Origin of the sequence: Flavobacterium agri (assembly GCF_013401995.1) — a bacterium.
Classification (GTDB): domain Bacteria; phylum Bacteroidota; class Bacteroidia; order Flavobacteriales; family Flavobacteriaceae; genus Flavobacterium; species Flavobacterium agri.
Genome location: NZ_JACBJI010000007.1, coordinates 133,952 through 150,195 on the forward strand (window position 1 = coordinate 133,952; position 16,244 = coordinate 150,195).

The following is a 16,244-nucleotide window of genomic DNA, read 5'->3' on the forward strand; positions in this document are numbered from 1 at the left end:
AAATTACGAAATCAGATTTTTGCACATACACACGCTCATTTCGCTGTTTTCGTATGGCGGATAGTTAGGCGTGATTTCGTAACCCTTTTTCGGATAAAGCCCTAAAGCTTCGGTTTGTTTCGTTCCGGTTTCAAGGATGGCTTCGTGAAATCCGAGTTCGCGCGCCCAGTTTTCCAATTCGTCGAGTACGCAAGAAGCGATACCGTTTCCCCTGAAATCCGGATGCACGAACATGCGTTTGATTTCGATTTTGACTTCGGAATACGGTTTGATCGCACCTGTCGCGACGGGAATCTCATCTAAATAAGCCACAATCGCATTCCTGACATTGTCGGTTTTGTTGTGGGAAGCGAAAAAATCGTTCTGGTTTCCGTTGTTGATCGCCAATGCGGAATCGAGTAGTGAAATCAGCTTCTGGAAATCTGGATTTTCGGGTGTGGTGCGTACGATTTTAAGGTTCATTTAGCTTTGTTTTTCTGCGAAGTTAGCCAAAACTTGTGTGTCTTTTCGTTACTTTAGCACCACAAAATGCAACCATGATTTCCGACTCCCAATTCCAACAAGAATTACAGATCATCATCAAGAACGCGCTTCGTGAAGACATTGGCGATGGCGACCATTCCTCGCTTGCGTGCATTCCGAAAGACGCCATGGGCAAAGCGAAACTGCTCGTAAAAGACAACGGCATCATCGCGGGAGTCGCGTTCGCCAAGATGATTTTTAACGAAGTCGATCCCGAAATGCAGATCGAAACGTTGATAGAAGACGGATCGCCGGTCAAACATGGCGATATCGTATTCCGCGTTTCGGGTCGGTCGCAATCGATCTTAAAAGCAGAAAGGTTCGTGCTCAATTCCATGCAGCGCATGTCGGCCATCGCCACAAAGACGAAGCAATACGTCGATCTGCTTGAAGGCACGAATACCAAAATCCTCGACACGAGAAAAACGACTCCGGGAATCCGCGCGATCGAAAAATGGGCAGTCAAGATAGGAGGAGGCGAAAACCATCGTTTCGCGTTGTACGACATGGTAATGCTAAAAGACAATCATATCGATTTTGCAGGCGGAATCGGGCTTGCCATCGAAAAAACGAAAAAATATCTTACAGAGAACAATCTCGACCTCAAGATCATCGTTGAAGCACGTGATTTGGATGAAGTCGCCCAAATTCTCGAAGCCGGTGGCGTGTACCGAATCCTGCTCGACAATTTCGATTACGACACCACGCGTGAGGCGGTGAAGATGATAGGCGACAAATCGCTTACCGAATCATCGGGCAACATCAATGAAAAAACGATACGCCATTATGCCGAATGTGGCGTCGATTATATTTCGTCGGGCGCTTTGACGCATTCGGTTTACAATATGGATTTGAGTTTGAAGGCGGAATAATTGAGATAATGGATGATAGATGGATAGATAATAGACGCTCAAGTCATCAAATGAAATAACTGCAAAAAATAAAGTTTAGAAAAAAAGATTTAGGATGGAATGATAGGATCAGAACGTATTGTAGGCATTCATTTTTTAGGAGCCGACTTTTACGCTACGGTCTATTATCTATCCGTCTATTATCTACCGTCTTAAAATATGTCCCAGGAAATAGAAGCCAAAATCGAGAAAATCCCCGTCCTGCGCAACATAGCAAGACTCACCAAACGCGTGGAACTGCGTTGGCTGCAAGGGCTTACGCTTTACGATCTGATCGAGATTTACTTTGTCGGGATTGCCGAAGGAGCGCTTACGTATCGCGCTGCGGCCATTTCGTTCAGCTTTTTCATGGCGCTGTTTCCGTTTTCGCTGTTTATCCTGAATTGCATCCCATATATCCCGATCGATAATTTCCAGCAGGATTTCATGCAGTTCGTGGCCCAAAACGTGCCGCCGAATACGTTCGATGCCGTTTCCAAAATCCTCAACGATATCCTGAACAATTCGCATTCGGGACTGCTTTCCACCGGGGTCATCCTTTCTATTTTTCTTGCCGCGAACGGTTTGAACTCCATTCTCGGCGGATTCGAGACGTCCAACCACGTAATCGTAAAACGCGGTTTCATCAGGCAATACGCCGTCGCTTTGGGCATGTCGATCATTATGGTCATTACGTTGCTTTTTACCGTGGCGACGATCGTGACGCTCGAGGTCTTCCTGCAAAAGATAAAGCTGTCCGATATTTTCAGCGATACGATTCCGATTCTCGTCGTGACGCGTTACATCTTCCTTTTGATGATGATCCTGTTCACGGTTTCGATCCTTTTCAAATTCGGGACCAAGCGCACGGGTAAACGCGCGTTCATTTCTATAGGCTCTATTTTCACGACGATTCTCGTGATCATCGCCTCGTATTTCTTTGGAATCTGGGTAGTTAAATTCTCGCGTTACAACGAATTGTACGGATCTATCGGAACATTATTGGTGCTAATGTTTTATATTTGGATTAACTGCATCGTGCTTCTTTTAGGTTTCGAGCTCAATGCGGCCGTGAATCGCGCCAAGCGGAAACACTTGTTCGATTCCTGAATTTTTGAAGCTATTCCGGCCAAAAACGTCCAATCATGAAGAAACTCGCCTCAATCCTCGTGTTATTTGCCGTCATGTCTTTTTCGGTGCCCAATCAGGGTGTCGTCGGGAAATGGAAGACCATAGACGATGAGACCGGAAAAGCCATCTCGGTTGTCGAAATCTACGAAAGCGGAGGCAAGATTTACGGAAAGGTCGTCGACATCCTCAATCCGAAAGACAAGAACAAGACTTGTGTCAATTGTTCGGGTTCCGATAAGAACAAGCCAATTATAGGGATGACGGTGATAAAAGGCCTTACCAAAGAAGGTGACGAATACACCAACGGCAAGATTCTCGACCCCAAGCACGGCAAACTCTACAAATGCTATATCACGCTCGAAAGCGCCGACAAACTTAAAGTGCGCGGTTATATCGGGGTTTCGTTGATTGGGCGCACGCAATACTGGTATCGCGTGAAATAGTAATGGCATCATTGTTGTTCGGTTTTTCGACCAATCTTTACAACATGAAACAACGTATTACACTCGCTTTTTTATTCGTTTGCGCTTCGGTATTTTCACAAGTCGAAATCAAAGTTGTCAACAGAACCGGATCTTTCTTGATGAAAGTAGAGGTCGAAGGACAAAAAATCGGATCGCTTGCCGAAAACGCGACCGCTTCGGTAACGGTAGACGTGATGAACATCGGGCCGCATTTCAAGGCCAATTACCGCAACAAAACCTTTGTTTTTCCGCAAGGGCCATATGAGATTTGTGGGAACGATATGCAGAACCATCGCAAAACCCAGGGTTCGTACACATACGCGATCATTCTGTTGAAAGACCAGTTCGGAGAAGATTACCTGTCGTTCACTTCCAATTTGTAAATCGGCAATCCTTATCTTTACGGTTCAAAATTACAAGCCGTAAATGCCGTTTTTCGTCGAAGTCATCCTTCCGCTAAATCTCGCCAAAACCTTTACGTATCGCATTTCTGAACAGGAATTCGCAACGATACGCGCGGGAATGCGCATTGCCGTACCTTTTGGGAAGAACAAGATTTACACGGCTTTGAGTGTTGAGACGCATGAAAATCCGCCGCAACTTTACGAAGCGCGCGAAATCCATCAAGTTCTCGACGAAAATCCGATTGTCACCGAAAACCAACTCAAACATTGGAATTGGATCGCCTCGTATTATATGTGTGCGATAGGCGATGTGTACCGAAGTGCGATGCCGTCTGCGTTGATTCTTGAAAGCGAGACGCTTATCAGGCAAAACACCGATTTTTCGATCGATCCGAATGATCTTACCGACGATGAATTCCTGATTTATCAAGCCTTGCAGCAACAGAGTTCGCTTGAGGTGCACGAAATCATGGCGATACTTGGCAAGAAGAACATTTTTCCGGTTTTGAGAAAAATGATGGTCAAAAATGTGATTTCGCTCCAGGAAGAGATTTCGGAAACATATAAACCGAAATTGGTGCGTTACATCCGTCTGCATCAGGAATTTGAGCGCGAAGAGAACCTTCAGGAGCTATTGGACATCTTGAAGAACGCCAGTAAACAGAAAGAATTGGTGTTACAGTATTTTCAAATCAAGGCGGTCGACAAAAAACCGATTTCGGTAAAAAGACTCGTCGAAAGTATCGATGTATTGCCTGCCGCGGTAAAGGCTTTGGTCGATAAAGGCATCTTTGAGGAATACCATTTGCAGCACGACCGCGTCGATTTTGAAGATAGATTGGAAGAGCGCGATTTACAACTCAGCTCCGCTCAACAAAAAGCTTTTGACGAAATCCTCAAGTCGTTCGAAAACAAAGAAGTGACGTTGTTGCATGGCATCACCGCGAGCGGAAAGACCGAAGTGTACATCAAACTCATAGAAGAATTCATCGCTTCGGGTAAACAAGTGCTTTATTTGTTGCCCGAAATCGCATTGACCACACAACTCGTGGCTCGTCTTGCGGCGCATTTCGGGAATACGGTCGCGGTATATCACTCTAAATATTCGAATAACGAACGCGTAGAGACTTGGAACCAGATACTTGGAAATTCCGAGAAAGCCCAAGTGGTCATCGGAGCGCGTTCGGCCATGTTCCTGCCGTTCCACGATTTGGGATTGGTGATCGTAGACGAAGAGCACGAACAAACGTTCAAACAGGTTGATCCCGCGCCTCGTTACCATGCACGGGATGCCGCGATAGTTTTGGCCAACCAGTTCGGTGCCAAAACGTTGTTGGGTTCGGCCACGCCTTCGATCGAAACGTATTTCAATGCGCAAAACCAAAAATACGGGCATGTTGAATTGAGCGAGCGCTACGGAAACGTATTGCTTCCCGAGATCGAGATCGTCGATTTGAAGGATAAATATTTCCGCAAGAAGATGTCGGGGCATTTCAGCGATACGCTTTGCGATCATATTGCCAAGGCGTTGTCCAATGGCGAACAGGTGATTCTTTTTCAAAATCGACGTGGTTATTCTCCTGTCGTGGAATGTCTTACGTGCGGTCATGTGCCTCAATGTTCCCAATGCGACGTGAGCATGACGTACCATAAAGCGAAAGATCAGTTGCGCTGCCATTATTGCGGTTCGTCCATGGCGTTTCCGAAGCAATGTCACGCTTGTCATTCTACCGATTTGACGACCAAGGGTTTCGGTACGGAACAAATCCAGCATGAACTCACGGATATTTTCCCGAACGCGAAAGTAGGCCGCATGGATCAGGACACTACACGAGGTAAATTCGGGTTCGAAAAGATAATCGACAGTTTCAAGGAAAGGGAAATTGATATTCTCGTAGGGACTCAGATGTTGGCCAAAGGGCTTGATTTCGACAATGTAAGCCTCGTCGGGATCATGAATGCCGACAATATGCTGTATCATCCCGATTTTCGTGCGTTCGAAAGAAGTTATCAGATGATGACGCAGGTTTCGGGTAGGGCAGGACGTTCGTCAAAAAGAGGTAAAGTCGTGATCCAGACTTATAATCCGTATCACAATATCATCCGCCAGGTCACGGATTCCGATTATCTGGGCATGTTTACCGAGCAACTTTATGAACGCAAGATTTACAAATATCCGCCGTATTTCAAATTGATCAGGCTCACGTTGAAACACCGGGATTTCGACAAACTCAAGCAAGGTGCGCAATGGCTGTATTCGGTGTTGTCGCAAAATTTGGAGATGCCGGTTTTGGGGCCGGAAGAACCGCCGGTTTCGCGCATCCGCAACGAATATATCCGAACAATCATGGTCAAGATCCCGCAGGATAAGCCGCTTCAGGGCACGAAAAAGACGGTGCGCAAGATTTTGGACAGTTTTGAATCCGTGGCGCAATTCCGTGCGATCAAGGTTGTGGTGAATGTTGATTTTTATTGAAAGACCGAATCTTTCAATCTTTCAATTCAAAAAAAAACCGCGAATAAAAATTCACGGCTTTCATACTATCTGAAATCTTTTACGCAATCGCCAAAGCACGGATCAAATCGTCTTTCTTGTTGCGGCTCAAAGGTATTTTGGTAACGCCGATCTCTGCAAATTTGCTGTTGAAGCGTTCTACCTTGTCAATATTGATGATGTACGACTTGTGTACCCGGATGAATTTGTCTTTCGAAAGATCTTTCTCGAACGATTTCATCGTGGAAAGTACCAAGTTGCTGTCTTCTTCGGTAACTACTTTTACATAATCGCCGAATGCTTCAATCCACTTGATTTTGTTCGTGTAAACCTTGAGTTTCTTCAAGTTGGACTTGATGAAGATGTGCTCTCCTTCTTCCTCTTGGTTTTCACGTTTAAGCATATGGAAATCCATAGCGCGTTTCACAGAGGCGTTGAAACGGTCGAGCGCGATAGGTTTTTGAAGGTAATCCGTTGCGTCATAATCGAATGCCTTCATCGCGTATTCGGCTTTGGAGGTGATGAAAATGATCTGCGGTTTTACTTTAAGCCCATCGAGAAAATCGAATCCGGAAATTACGGGCATCTCTATATCAAGAAAGATAAGATCGACCGTGTGGACCGACATACAGTTTTTAGCCTCAATTGCATTAGAAAAATCGCCCACTAAGTGTAGGTTTGGGTGATTATTCACTAACTTTGCGATGATCATCCGTTGGATCGAACTGTCATCTACAACGACACAATTTAACTTCATAACTTTATTTATTATAGATTTGGTAAGGCGAAAATATATAGTTTTTTCGTACTAACCTAGCATTTATCGGATTTTTTTGCATTTTACCGAATAAAGTTGTCTTTCGCTTGCATATTAAAAATTAATCATTACTTTTGCGCACATTTTTAATAAATCAAACTTTTTATTTATGAATCATTACGAAACTGTTTTCATTTTGAATCCCGTTTTATCTGACGTTCAGGTAAAGGAAACAGTGAGCAAGTTCAAAGATTTCCTTACTTCAAGAGGAGCTGAATTTGTTGCTGAAGAGGATTGGGGCCTTAAAAAATTGGCTTACGAAATCCAACACAAGAAAAGTGGTTTTTACCATTTGTTCGAATTCAAAGCACCGGGAGAGATCCTTTTGCCTTTCGAAACTGAGTTCCGTCGCGACGAGCGCGTTATGCGTTTCCTTACTATCACTCTAGACAAGCACGCGATCTCTTGGGCAGAAAGAAGAAGAGCAAAACAAAAAAATTCAGCAGCAACTACTAACGCTTAATCATTATGTCTAGCATAGAGCAATCAGCAAAAGGAAAAAAAGACGGGGATATCAGATATCTTACGCCTTTGAACATCGAGACGAACAAGCAGAAGAAATACTGCCGTTTCAAAAAATCAGGTATTAAATATGTAGACTACAAAGACCCGGATTTCTTGTTGAAATTCGTGAACGAGCAAGGAAAAATCCTTCCGCGTCGTCTTACAGGTACTTCATTGAAATACCAAAGAAAAGTGTCTGTCGCTATCAAGCGTTCACGTCACCTTGCCCTTATGCCATACGTGGCGGATTTGTTGAAATAAGCTATAAGCAGTAGGCTTTAAGCTTTAGGCTTGGAGTCCTAATTTATACAGATCAAACGGCTTAAAGCTTATTGCATAAAGCCTAAAGCATTAAATATTAATCATAGTTGTTGGTTTTCCGACTGGTATCGGAACCTAACTTCTCTAACAAGGACATCAACATGGAATTGATCTTAAAACAAGACGTTCAAAATTTGGGTTTCAAAGACGATATCGTAACAGTTAAGCCTGGATACGGACGTAACTTTTTGATCCCGCAAGGTTTCGCTTCATTGGCGACTCCGTCAGCTAAAAAAGTTTTGGCTGAGAACTTGAAGCAAAAAGCTCACAAAGAAGCGAAATTGGTTTCTGACGCGAAATCGTTGGCAGAAACTTTGAAAGCGCTCGACATCAAAATCTCTGCAAAAGCAGGAGGCGAGAAATTGTTCGGATCTGTTACGAACGCCGACATCGCCGAAGCTCTTGAGAAGGCTGGTCAGAACATCGACCGCAAATACATCACTTCAGGTATCGTAAAACGTACTGGTAAATATTCTGCCAGCATCCGTTTGCACCGCGATGTGATCGTAGACCTTCCTTACGAGATCGTTGCTGAAGCACAAGCTTAATCGATATTCGATTTATAATGAAACCTTCCTGGAAACGGGGAGGTTTTTTTTTTGAGACGAAAGATAATAGACAAATAGATGATAGACTTTTCCGTTAAAAATGAAAGCCTGTTTTATTAATTAATTTTTGCCTGTCAATCGATTTGTCTTGCTTTACCTTTCAATTGGATTTCAATAGATTGGTCCAAGAGTGAAGACTCGTATTTTACTCAACAGCGTCTATTATCTATCCGTCTATCATCTATTATCCAAGAAATGAAATACATCCGCCTTACCAAAGAACAACTCGAAGAACTTCACCCGGAATTCATCAATTTCCTCGCGACCCAATCGATCGACAAAAAGGAATGGGATAAGATAAAATCGGAACAGCCGCATGTAGCCGAGCAGGAACTCGACGTGTTTTCCGACCTGATCTGGGAAGGCGTGCTCAACCGAGCCGAATATCTCGAGCATTTTTCGAAATCACACGGATTCCTTTTCCATTGTGGCGAAACCCATATCCATTCGATTGTTTTGCAGGTTTTGGACGAATCTGTAGACTTGCTGTCCAACGATGGGATGCAATTCCTGTCCGAGAACATGTTTACCGACAAAATCGAAATCCGCACAGGGAAACGGGAGTATGCCGAAGAGCGCAATCCGTCCATTTTCGCATTGATCCAACAAGGCGCGTTCCTAAGCGACGGAAGATTCTACAACGAGCTCAAAAAGATTATCGAATCCTAGTCGAAATTGGTTATTTTAGTCGTTCAGATTGAAATTTCCTTTTTTATGACTACCGAAGAACAGATCAAGGCGTTGCGCGACGAGCTTGAGCAGCATAACTATAATTATTACGTACTCGACAATCCGACCATTTCCGATTACGAGTTCGACCAAAAGCTCAAGGAACTCCAGCAGCTCGAGGAAAAGCACCCCGAATTTTTCGACGAGAATTCCCCGACGCATCGCGTAGGCGGCGGACTCACGAAGAATTTCGAGACCGTGGTCCATGAGCGCCGCATGTATTCGCTAGACAATTCGTATTCGAAAGAGGATGTCATCGATTGGGAAGGACGAATCCGTCGAGCTTTGGGCGATGTTCCGGTAGAGTATACGTGCGAGCTCAAATTCGACGGCGCTTCGATCAGCATCACCTACGAAAACGGCAAACTAAAACAAGCCGTTACGCGAGGTGACGGATTCCAAGGCGACAACGTCACGACGAACATCAAAACGATCCGTTCGGTGCCTTTGCGTCTGAAAGGCGATTATCCCGAAAAGTTCGAGATCCGTGGAGAAATCATCTTACCGCTCGCCGGATTCGAGAAAATGAACCAGGAACTTATCGAAATCGGATTGCCGCCTTATGCGAATCCGAGGAATACGGCTTCGGGAAGTTTGAAATTGCAGGATAGTTCCGAAGTTTCAAAACGACCGCTCGATTGCCTTCTGTATTTCGTGCTTGCCGACCGATTGCCGTTCAAAACCCATTTCGAAGGACTGGAAGCCGCGCGCCGCTGGGGTTTCAAAGTGCCGAAGGAAGCGGCGATCGCCAAAAATATAGACGAGGTTTTCGAATTCCTCGATTATTGGGACACGCATCGCCATCATTTGCCGTATGAAACCGATGGTGTCGTGATCAAAGTCAACAACCTGCATTATCAGGAAGAGCTTGGTTATACGGCGAAAGCTCCGCGTTGGGCGATCGCATATAAATTCAAGGCCGAACAGGTTTCCACGCGGTTGAATTCGATCTCGTATCAAGTCGGCAGGACGGGAGCGATCACGCCTGTTGCCAACCTTGAACCGGTGCAGCTTGCGGGAACGGTCGTGAAACGCGCGTCTTTGCACAATGCCGACCAGATCGAAAAACTCGACATCAGGATCGGTGATGAAGTGTTTGTGGAAAAAGGAGGTGAAATCATCCCTAAAATCATAGCGGTCGATTTGAGTAAAAGGCCCCAAAATGCCCAACCCGTAAAATATCTGTCGAATTGTCCCGAATGCGACACCGAATTGATCCGGGTCGCCGGTGAAGCCCAGCATTATTGCCCGAATTTCTACGGATGTCCGCCTCAGATCATCGGACGCATCCAACACTATATTTCGCGTAAGGCCATGGATATTGAAGGTTTGGGTGGCGAGACCGTTGCTTTGCTTTACAACAATGGTCTTGTGCAGAATTACGCCGATCTATATGATTTGACCGTGGATCAAGTGATTCCGTTGGAACGCATGGCGCAAAAATCGGCCGAGAATCTCGTAAACGGTATCGAAAAATCGAAGGAAATCCCGTTTGAGCGCGTATTGTATGCATTGGGAATCCGATACGTCGGGGAAACCGTCGCCAAAAAGCTCGCCAAGCATTACAAATCGATAGAGGCATTGCGACAAGCGTCCTTGATGGATTTGATCCTTGTGGATGAAATCGGGGAGCGCATTGCCCAAAGTGTCGTGGCTTTCTTCGAAAATGGTGAAAACAGCCTTATCGTCGAGCGTTTGAAGAACTACGGCGTACAACTTGAAACCGTGGAGCGCGTGAATCCGAACGCAACGAATAAACTCGAAGGCAAGACATTCGTGGTTTCGGGAGTTTTCGAGCATTTCTCGCGCGATGGCATCAAAATCGCCATAGAAGACAACGGCGGAAAAATAGGAAGTTCCATTTCTGCCAAAACCGATTTCGTCGTCGCAGGCGAAAATATGGGACCGGCCAAATTAGAAAAAGCGACCAAGCTCGGCGTCAAGATACTTTCTGAAACCGAATTCCAAAAAATGCTTGAATGAAAACCGAGAAGCCGGCGATAATACTCTATTTTACCGCTTGCGTTCTCGCGGTCATCGCTACGGTCATTCATAGCGAAAACCTGCTGATTTTCTCGAAGCCCATCGTCATTCCGGCCATATTGTTCTATTATCTGTCGGTGAAAACGACGAAGTTCAATATGTGGTACGGGGTTTTCCTGTTGTTGACATTCATTGGCGACACCATTGTTTTGCTCGAACTCGAGAACGAGACGATTTATATCATGGTGCCCTATATTTTGTCGTACGGGATTTTGCTTCGGTTCATTATTTCGGATATCAAGGCGCTTCGTTTCAGCCGATCAGGGCTTGCCGTAGGTCTTTTCGTTTTCGGATTGATTGTGGGTGCGGCCTTTACGTTGATCAGTTTTTTCGACGAAAAGCACAGGATTTTGGAAATCCCCGTGATCATATACGGCTTCATTCTCGCGCTACAGGCTGGCTTGTCGGCTTATCACATCCATGTAAGCAATTCGAATATGTCGTTTTATATGGCCATGACAGCTCTTTTTAATTGCGTTTCCGATATTTTCTACGTCGTTTTCTTCCTTATCGCGCCTTCTCCGGAATTCCTTCCGATTGATATCGCGTTACAAATTTTTTCTTATTATTTTGTCATAAAATATTTTATTTATCGTAAGAATTAACATAATATTTAGATTATATTTGAGTAGGTATTTGTGCTGTTTGGCAATATGATAATGCTTGGATAATCGACGGTATTATGGAGAGAATTACGCGATCGGCTGTTGTGAAGTTTTTTATCGTGGCGTATTGTTGCCTTTCCGCAGTAGAAATAGCCGCCGAATATTTCTACGACCTGCCTTTAATCTGGGCCACCAAACCTTTTATGAATCCTTTGTTGGTGCTCATGTATTGGTTCTCGTCGCGAAAAGTGAATTTCGTATTCCTGCTCGCGCTGGCTTTCAGTTGGGTCGCGAATCTTTTTTTCATTACGCGCTCGCTCGATAGTGTCGCGATGGGCGCTTACCTGTTTCTGGGTTATCGCGTGCTGATCATTTACGTGGTTTTGCGCATCATAAGGTTTCCGGGATGGATTCCGGTTTTTCTGGGCAGTCTTCCGTTCGTGTTCATTTACCTGTATGTGATCAACGTGTCGCACGATGCGATCGGTGACGGGCTGTATATGTTCATCATGCAAGGATTGTTCATTTCGTTCCTGGGCGGATTGTCTGTAGGTAATTACATCCTGCAGTCGGAGGCCAAAAGTACGTTGCTGCTCATCAGCACCATGATGTTCGCCTTTACGCAATTCCTTTTCGTGATAAGGCTTTACTATCTGAATCTCAATATCTTTCAGCCGTTGTCGATGACGCTGTATGCATTGGGTCAGTTTATTCTTTGTAAATTCGTATTGATGGCCGAAAGAGGCGAGGAGAAGCCTGTTCGCGCTCCCGAGCTAACCGATTAATAAGCCGCTCATGGTTTTCAGGCATGAAAATATCCGCATTACGATCATCGCCGCGCTTTATTTTGCGGTGGCGATAGCCGAAGTCATGTGCGAATTGTATGCGTATAAACCGTTGATATACGTTTTCAAGCCGTTGATGCCGGCCATGCTCATGGTTTTGTATTTCAATACGTCCAGAAAGAGAAGCGCTTTGTTTTTTATTGTGATGACGTTGTCGCTGATCACGAATGTGCTTTTCATTCCCGATTCCCAAGATTTGCTGTTCTACGGATTGGTCGTCTTTCTCGCGCATCGCATCCTGTTGCTTTACTACATTATCCGATTGCTCAAAATAAACGATTACATCCCGGCCATCATCGCGACGATTCCGTTCCTGCTTGTGTATTTTTACCTGTTCATGATTACGAACGGCATTCCCGAGAACAGTTTTGTCGTGCTGATTTTCCAGAATATCCTGATTTCGTTCATTTGCGGCATCGCTTTTTCGCATTATGTGATGCAGGACAGTAGACGGAATTCCTGGCTTTTGCAGTGCGGGATCCTTTTCGGCGCGCTGCATTTCATCGTATTTGTAGAGAAATTTTACCTTACCGGATTCTCGCCGACCATTTTCCGTCCGATGGCGATGGGATTGAACGCGTTTGCGTTCTACACGTTCTACGAATTCGTGATGGCTACCGAAAAATCACACCGAGATGACGCGCGAAGTATTGCTTGATTTTCCGCTTTCGAAGTAAAAATCGATACGGCCCAGATTGATGCCGTAACAACCCGTCTGGTTTACCAAAACATCTTTTCCGTCGAGGTTTTTGACGATTGTCGGACGATCGAGAAACGTGTGCGTATGTCCGCCGATGATCAAGTCGATGTCTTTCGTCTTCGCGGCGAGCTTTATGTCCGAAATCTTGTTTGGCTCGTTTTTGTAGTCGTATCCGATATGCGACAGGCAAATCACCAGATCGCAATTCTCGTCGTTTTTCAACCTGCGTGAGATGTCCTGTGAAATTTCGACCGGATCTAGGTATTTCGTTTCCTTGTAATTCCGAGGGTCGACAAGTCCCGCCAATTCGACGCCAAGCCCGAAAACACCCACTTTTATGCCGTCCTTGATCAAGATTTTGTACGGCTTCACCAATCCGTCGAGAATGGTTTTAGAGAAATCGTAATTAGCCGATACGAATCCGAATTTCGCGTTGGGCAATTGCTTGTAGAACCCTTCGATGCCGTTGTCGAAATCGTGATTGCCGAGCGTCGCCAGATCGTAACCCATCATGCTCATGAGCTTGAATTCGAGTTCGCCTCCGTAATAATTGAAATAAGGCGTTCCCTGAAAAATATCGCCTGCGTCGAGCAAAAGTACGTTCGGATTTTCCTTTCGGATGCTTTCGATGATCGCCGCACGTCTTGCCACACCGCCTTTGTTCGGGTTTTTCGGATGGTCGGCCGGAAACGGGTCGATATAGCTGTGCACGTCGTTCGTGTGCAGAATCGTCAAATGCTTGGTTGCCGGCGCCGATGCAAAACTCTCGAGCGACAAGCCTCCGAAAGCCGCCAAAGCCGTTCCTGCGACACTTTTCTGTAAAAAATCCCTTCTGTCCATAGCTTATTTTTCGACGGTTATCCTTGGGTTGGTCGGTGCGGTAATGGTCGTGGCCTGTTTGAAATAATCGATAAGCACGTTGCGCAGTTTATAATCGAGCGGATACGATTTCGCCCCTTTAGCGAAAAACACCATGTTGTCGCCTCCCAAATACAGGTAATCGTTGGTCACGCAATAATACGTGCGGTTCTCGTCGAACGGCTGTCCGGCGATCACGATGTTTTTAGCCGTTCCGTCTTTGCCGATCGTGAACGAAATTCCCGAAAGCGGATGCGGTTTCTTCTCGGCGATGATGTAATTCAACATTTCGGCAATCTGTCCCGATTTCATTTCGGCCACAATGCACGCATTTTCGAACGGCATGATCTCGTAAGCGGTTTTCATCGTGACGTTTCCGGCAGCAATGATCGAACGCACGCCGCCAGCATTGAGCATACAGAAATCGATGTGCTTGTTTTCGCGTTTGAGGAATACCGAATCGCATTTCTGCAACGTCACATCGGCGAAAAGGTTGCCGATCGGCGTTTGCCATTGTCCCGATTTGTCAAGAGTTACGGGCGCCGTTGCCAAAACTACCGCCATGTCAGCCTCGATGTGGTCGTGGAAAGGTTTGATGAACGAGGCGATTTCGGCATCCTCGCCTTTATCGGCAGTCACACCGATTTCCTTGCCTTCGATAAGGGTCACGACCTGCTTTTTGGGAGCGCACGAAATGACACAACAAAATGTTAATAATACAACAAAGGCTTTCAAGGCATCGTTATAGTTTGTTAGCTTTACCGCTGGTAATCGCAACATTATTGACTAAATTTACAAGCAGGTAAAAGTAACATGTTTTTGAACTCACTGAAGAATCTTTTCACGAAAAAAATCGTTAAAAAAAGCCTCGCCAATGTTAAGCCTGGCGCTTCGGGAGAGAAGATAAACACGGTCGGGATCGTGTTCGACGAGAGTTATTTCCATGAAAAGGAAGCCATTGTCGAAGCGTTGTCGGAGCAAGGCATTTTACCGCAAAACACAGACGTTCTCGTGTTCAAGAACCGCATCAGGAAAAATGAGGTTTTCGATTATCCGGTTTTCAGCCATAAGGATTTGAGCTGGCAGGCGACTTTCCGGAATTCCGACGTGAAGGCGTTTATGGAAAAGCCGTTCGATTTGCTCATCAATTATTACGATGTCGAGAAATCGGCGTTGATGGTCGTTACGAATCTGTCCAAAGCAAAGTTCAAGGTCGGATTCGCGTCGGTAAGCAAAAAGCTCAACCATTTCATGATCGATACGACGGCAGAACGCCACGAAGTTTTTACATCCGAATTATTCAAATACCTGAAAATACTTAACAAACTATAACCATGCAATCACTGATCGGGACGGGCGTCGCGCTTGTCACACCATTCAAGAAAGACTTTTCGGTAGATGTCGAGGCGCTAGAGCGTATCGTGAACTTCCAGGTCGAAAACGGAATCGATTACCTCGTCGTGCTCGGAACTACGGGCGAAAGCGCTACGTTGACCAAAGACGAGAAAGAGCTCGTCATCAAAACGGTCATAAAGGCGAACGCGGGCAGATTGCCATTGGTTTTGGGCGTCGGCGGAAACAATACGGCCGAAGTCGTCGAAGAATTGAAAACACGCGACCTGTCCGATTTCGTGGCCGTGCTGTCGGTTTCCCCATATTACAACAAACCTACGCAAGAAGGGATTTACCAGCATTTCAAGGCTGTCGCCGAAGCGTCTCCGGTTCCCGTGATCCTATATAACGTTCCCGGACGGACTTCGAGCAATATGATACCTGCGACCGTAATCCGTTTGGCGAACGATTTCAAGAATGTCGTGGCGATTAAAGAAGCGGCTGGCGATATCGTACAAGCGATGCGTCTTATCCAAAACAAACCAGAAGGGTTTCTCGTGATTTCGGGAGACGATATCATCACTTTGCCGATGGTTTTGGCGGGTGGAAGCGGCGTCATCTCGGTAATTGCCGAAGGATTTCCACGACAGTTTTCCGATATGGTTCGCCTTGGATTGGATAGAAAAGTTGACGAAGCTTACGAAATCCATTATCAATTGTCCGATGCCATCGATATGATTTTCGAGCAAGGAAATCCTGCCGGAATCAAGGAGGTTTTCAAAACACTCGGATTGAGTGGAAATACGGTTCGTCTTCCGTTGGTCAGCGCTACCGAAGATCTGGCTTCGCGCCTCGATGCGTTTACGAAAAAAGTCGCGGGTCAGGCCAAAGTAAACGCCTGAAATCCATCTGAAAATTAAATTTTGAAGTACTGATATAATGACTACCTTTGCGGTTGGTTTTTTCGAGCAGCTAAA

At 45.5% G+C, this 16,244-nt stretch carries 19 protein-coding genes; 15 read left to right on the forward strand and 4 right to left on the reverse strand.

Translation table 11 applies throughout. The features are described from left to right. Positions 1-3: 3 nt before the first annotated feature. Positions 4-462, reverse strand: coding sequence for a GNAT family N-acetyltransferase (locus HZF10_RS15160; RefSeq protein WP_176007072.1), 459 nt, complete (start codon positions 460-462; stop codon positions 4-6). A gap of 74 nt (positions 463-536) precedes the next feature. Here HZF10_RS15160 and nadC point away from each other — a divergent pair, with 74 nt between their 5' ends. From nadC to priA, 5 genes are all read left to right on the forward strand, one after another. Then, the gene (gene nadC / locus HZF10_RS15165) at positions 537-1,394 is read left to right on the forward strand and encodes a carboxylating nicotinate-nucleotide diphosphorylase (RefSeq protein WP_176007073.1); all 858 of its coding nucleotides are present in this window, start codon (positions 537-539) and stop codon (positions 1,392-1,394) included. Positions 1,395-1,592: 198 nt separating this feature from the next. Then, positions 1,593-2,522, forward strand: coding sequence for a YihY/virulence factor BrkB family protein (locus HZF10_RS15170; RefSeq protein ID WP_176007074.1), 930 nt, complete (start codon positions 1,593-1,595; stop codon positions 2,520-2,522). Positions 2,523-2,557: 35 nt separating this feature from the next. Beyond that, positions 2,558-2,986, forward strand: a complete 429-nt coding sequence (locus HZF10_RS15175) for a DUF2147 domain-containing protein (protein ID WP_176007075.1) — start codon at positions 2,558-2,560, stop codon at positions 2,984-2,986. Between the two features lie 44 nt (positions 2,987-3,030). Further along, entirely contained in the window at positions 3,031-3,390 is a 360-nt protein-coding gene (locus HZF10_RS15180; protein WP_176007076.1) for a hypothetical protein, read from the forward strand. A 43-nt stretch (positions 3,391-3,433) separates the two neighbouring features. Then, positions 3,434-5,887 (forward strand): replication restart helicase PriA, encoded by a 2,454-nt coding sequence (gene priA / locus HZF10_RS15185; RefSeq protein WP_176007077.1) that lies wholly within the window; start codon positions 3,434-3,436, stop codon positions 5,885-5,887. Positions 5,888-5,966: 79 nt separating this feature from the next. On the opposite strand, the gene HZF10_RS15190 is transcribed toward priA, so the two are convergent. Further along, the gene (locus HZF10_RS15190) at positions 5,967-6,662 is read right to left on the reverse strand and encodes a LytR/AlgR family response regulator transcription factor (protein ID WP_176007078.1); all 696 of its coding nucleotides are present in this window, start codon (positions 6,660-6,662) and stop codon (positions 5,967-5,969) included. A gap of 169 nt (positions 6,663-6,831) precedes the next feature. Here HZF10_RS15190 and rpsF point away from each other — a divergent pair, with 169 nt between their 5' ends. The 8 genes from rpsF (at position 6,832) to HZF10_RS15230 (ending at position 13,035) form a co-directional block, all read left to right on the forward strand. Further along, a complete protein-coding gene (gene rpsF / locus HZF10_RS15195) occupies positions 6,832-7,185 on the forward strand; it encodes a 30S ribosomal protein S6 (protein ID WP_176007079.1) in 354 nt (117 codons plus the stop codon). Positions 7,186-7,190: 5 nt separating this feature from the next. Next, positions 7,191-7,487: a 30S ribosomal protein S18 gene (gene rpsR / locus HZF10_RS15200; protein WP_176007080.1), complete on the forward strand. Its 297-nt coding sequence runs from the start codon at positions 7,191-7,193 to the stop codon at positions 7,485-7,487. A 161-nt stretch (positions 7,488-7,648) separates the two neighbouring features. Then, the gene (gene rplI, locus HZF10_RS15205) at positions 7,649-8,095 is read left to right on the forward strand and encodes a 50S ribosomal protein L9 (protein WP_176007081.1); all 447 of its coding nucleotides are present in this window, start codon (positions 7,649-7,651) and stop codon (positions 8,093-8,095) included. Between the two features lie 255 nt (positions 8,096-8,350). After that, on the forward strand, positions 8,351-8,824 hold the full coding sequence (locus tag HZF10_RS15210) for a DUF6495 family protein (protein WP_176007082.1): 474 nt from the start codon (positions 8,351-8,353) through the stop codon (positions 8,822-8,824). 45 nt (positions 8,825-8,869) lie between these two features. Further along, on the forward strand, positions 8,870-10,867 hold the full coding sequence (ligA, locus tag HZF10_RS15215; RefSeq protein WP_176007083.1) for an NAD-dependent DNA ligase LigA: 1,998 nt from the start codon (positions 8,870-8,872) through the stop codon (positions 10,865-10,867). After that, positions 10,864-11,532: a lysoplasmalogenase family protein gene (locus HZF10_RS15220; RefSeq protein ID WP_176007084.1), complete on the forward strand. Its 669-nt coding sequence runs from the start codon at positions 10,864-10,866 to the stop codon at positions 11,530-11,532. Before ligA ends, HZF10_RS15220 begins: the two co-directional genes overlap by 4 nt. Positions 11,533-11,609: 77 nt before the next feature. After that, a complete protein-coding gene (locus HZF10_RS15225; protein ID WP_176007085.1) occupies positions 11,610-12,317 on the forward strand; it encodes a lysoplasmalogenase family protein in 708 nt (235 codons plus the stop codon). Between the two features lie 10 nt (positions 12,318-12,327). Then, positions 12,328-13,035: a lysoplasmalogenase family protein gene (locus tag HZF10_RS15230; RefSeq protein ID WP_176007086.1), complete on the forward strand. Its 708-nt coding sequence runs from the start codon at positions 12,328-12,330 to the stop codon at positions 13,033-13,035. Here HZF10_RS15230 and HZF10_RS15235 read toward each other — a convergent pair. Next, positions 13,003-13,917 (reverse strand): metallophosphoesterase, encoded by a 915-nt coding sequence (locus tag HZF10_RS15235; protein WP_176007087.1) that lies wholly within the window; start codon positions 13,915-13,917, stop codon positions 13,003-13,005. The genes HZF10_RS15230 and HZF10_RS15235 overlap by 33 nt on opposite strands. 3 nt (positions 13,918-13,920) lie before the next feature. After that, a complete protein-coding gene (locus tag HZF10_RS15240) occupies positions 13,921-14,604 on the reverse strand; it encodes a 5'-nucleotidase C-terminal domain-containing protein (RefSeq protein WP_317171639.1) in 684 nt (227 codons plus the stop codon). A 144-nt stretch (positions 14,605-14,748) separates the two neighbouring features. On the opposite strand from HZF10_RS15240, the gene HZF10_RS15245 reads away from it, so the two are divergent. Then, entirely contained in the window at positions 14,749-15,267 is a 519-nt protein-coding gene (locus HZF10_RS15245) for a DUF6913 domain-containing protein (protein WP_176007089.1), read from the forward strand. A 2-nt stretch (positions 15,268-15,269) separates the two neighbouring features. Then, positions 15,270-16,169: a 4-hydroxy-tetrahydrodipicolinate synthase gene (gene dapA / locus HZF10_RS15250; RefSeq protein WP_176007090.1), complete on the forward strand. Its 900-nt coding sequence runs from the start codon at positions 15,270-15,272 to the stop codon at positions 16,167-16,169. Positions 16,170-16,244 lie beyond the last annotated feature (75 nt).

Coding starts and splice junctions, on each gene's coding strand:
- HZF10_RS15160 (WP_176007072.1), bottom strand. CDS start 462: ATGAACCTTAAAATCGTACGCACCACACCCGAAAATCCAGATTTCCAG.
- nadC (WP_176007073.1), top strand. CDS start 537: ATGATTTCCGACTCCCAATTCCAACAAGAATTACAGATCATCATCAAG.
- HZF10_RS15170 (WP_176007074.1), top strand. CDS start 1,593: ATGTCCCAGGAAATAGAAGCCAAAATCGAGAAAATCCCCGTCCTGCGC.
- HZF10_RS15175 (WP_176007075.1), top strand. CDS start 2,558: ATGAAGAAACTCGCCTCAATCCTCGTGTTATTTGCCGTCATGTCTTTT.
- HZF10_RS15180 (WP_176007076.1), top strand. CDS start 3,031: ATGAAACAACGTATTACACTCGCTTTTTTATTCGTTTGCGCTTCGGTA.
- priA (WP_176007077.1), top strand. CDS start 3,434: ATGCCGTTTTTCGTCGAAGTCATCCTTCCGCTAAATCTCGCCAAAACC.
- HZF10_RS15190 (WP_176007078.1), bottom strand. CDS start 6,662: ATGAAGTTAAATTGTGTCGTTGTAGATGACAGTTCGATCCAACGGATG.
- rpsF (WP_176007079.1), top strand. CDS start 6,832: ATGAATCATTACGAAACTGTTTTCATTTTGAATCCCGTTTTATCTGAC.
- rpsR (WP_176007080.1), top strand. CDS start 7,191: ATGTCTAGCATAGAGCAATCAGCAAAAGGAAAAAAAGACGGGGATATC.
- rplI (WP_176007081.1), top strand. CDS start 7,649: ATGGAATTGATCTTAAAACAAGACGTTCAAAATTTGGGTTTCAAAGAC.
- HZF10_RS15210 (WP_176007082.1), top strand. CDS start 8,351: ATGAAATACATCCGCCTTACCAAAGAACAACTCGAAGAACTTCACCCG.
- ligA (WP_176007083.1), top strand. CDS start 8,870: ATGACTACCGAAGAACAGATCAAGGCGTTGCGCGACGAGCTTGAGCAG.
- HZF10_RS15220 (WP_176007084.1), top strand. CDS start 10,864: ATGAAAACCGAGAAGCCGGCGATAATACTCTATTTTACCGCTTGCGTT.
- HZF10_RS15225 (WP_176007085.1), top strand. CDS start 11,610: ATGGAGAGAATTACGCGATCGGCTGTTGTGAAGTTTTTTATCGTGGCG.
- HZF10_RS15230 (WP_176007086.1), top strand. CDS start 12,328: ATGGTTTTCAGGCATGAAAATATCCGCATTACGATCATCGCCGCGCTT.
- HZF10_RS15235 (WP_176007087.1), bottom strand. CDS start 13,917: ATGGACAGAAGGGATTTTTTACAGAAAAGTGTCGCAGGAACGGCTTTG.
- HZF10_RS15245 (WP_176007089.1), top strand. CDS start 14,749: ATGTTTTTGAACTCACTGAAGAATCTTTTCACGAAAAAAATCGTTAAA.
- dapA (WP_176007090.1), top strand. CDS start 15,270: ATGCAATCACTGATCGGGACGGGCGTCGCGCTTGTCACACCATTCAAG.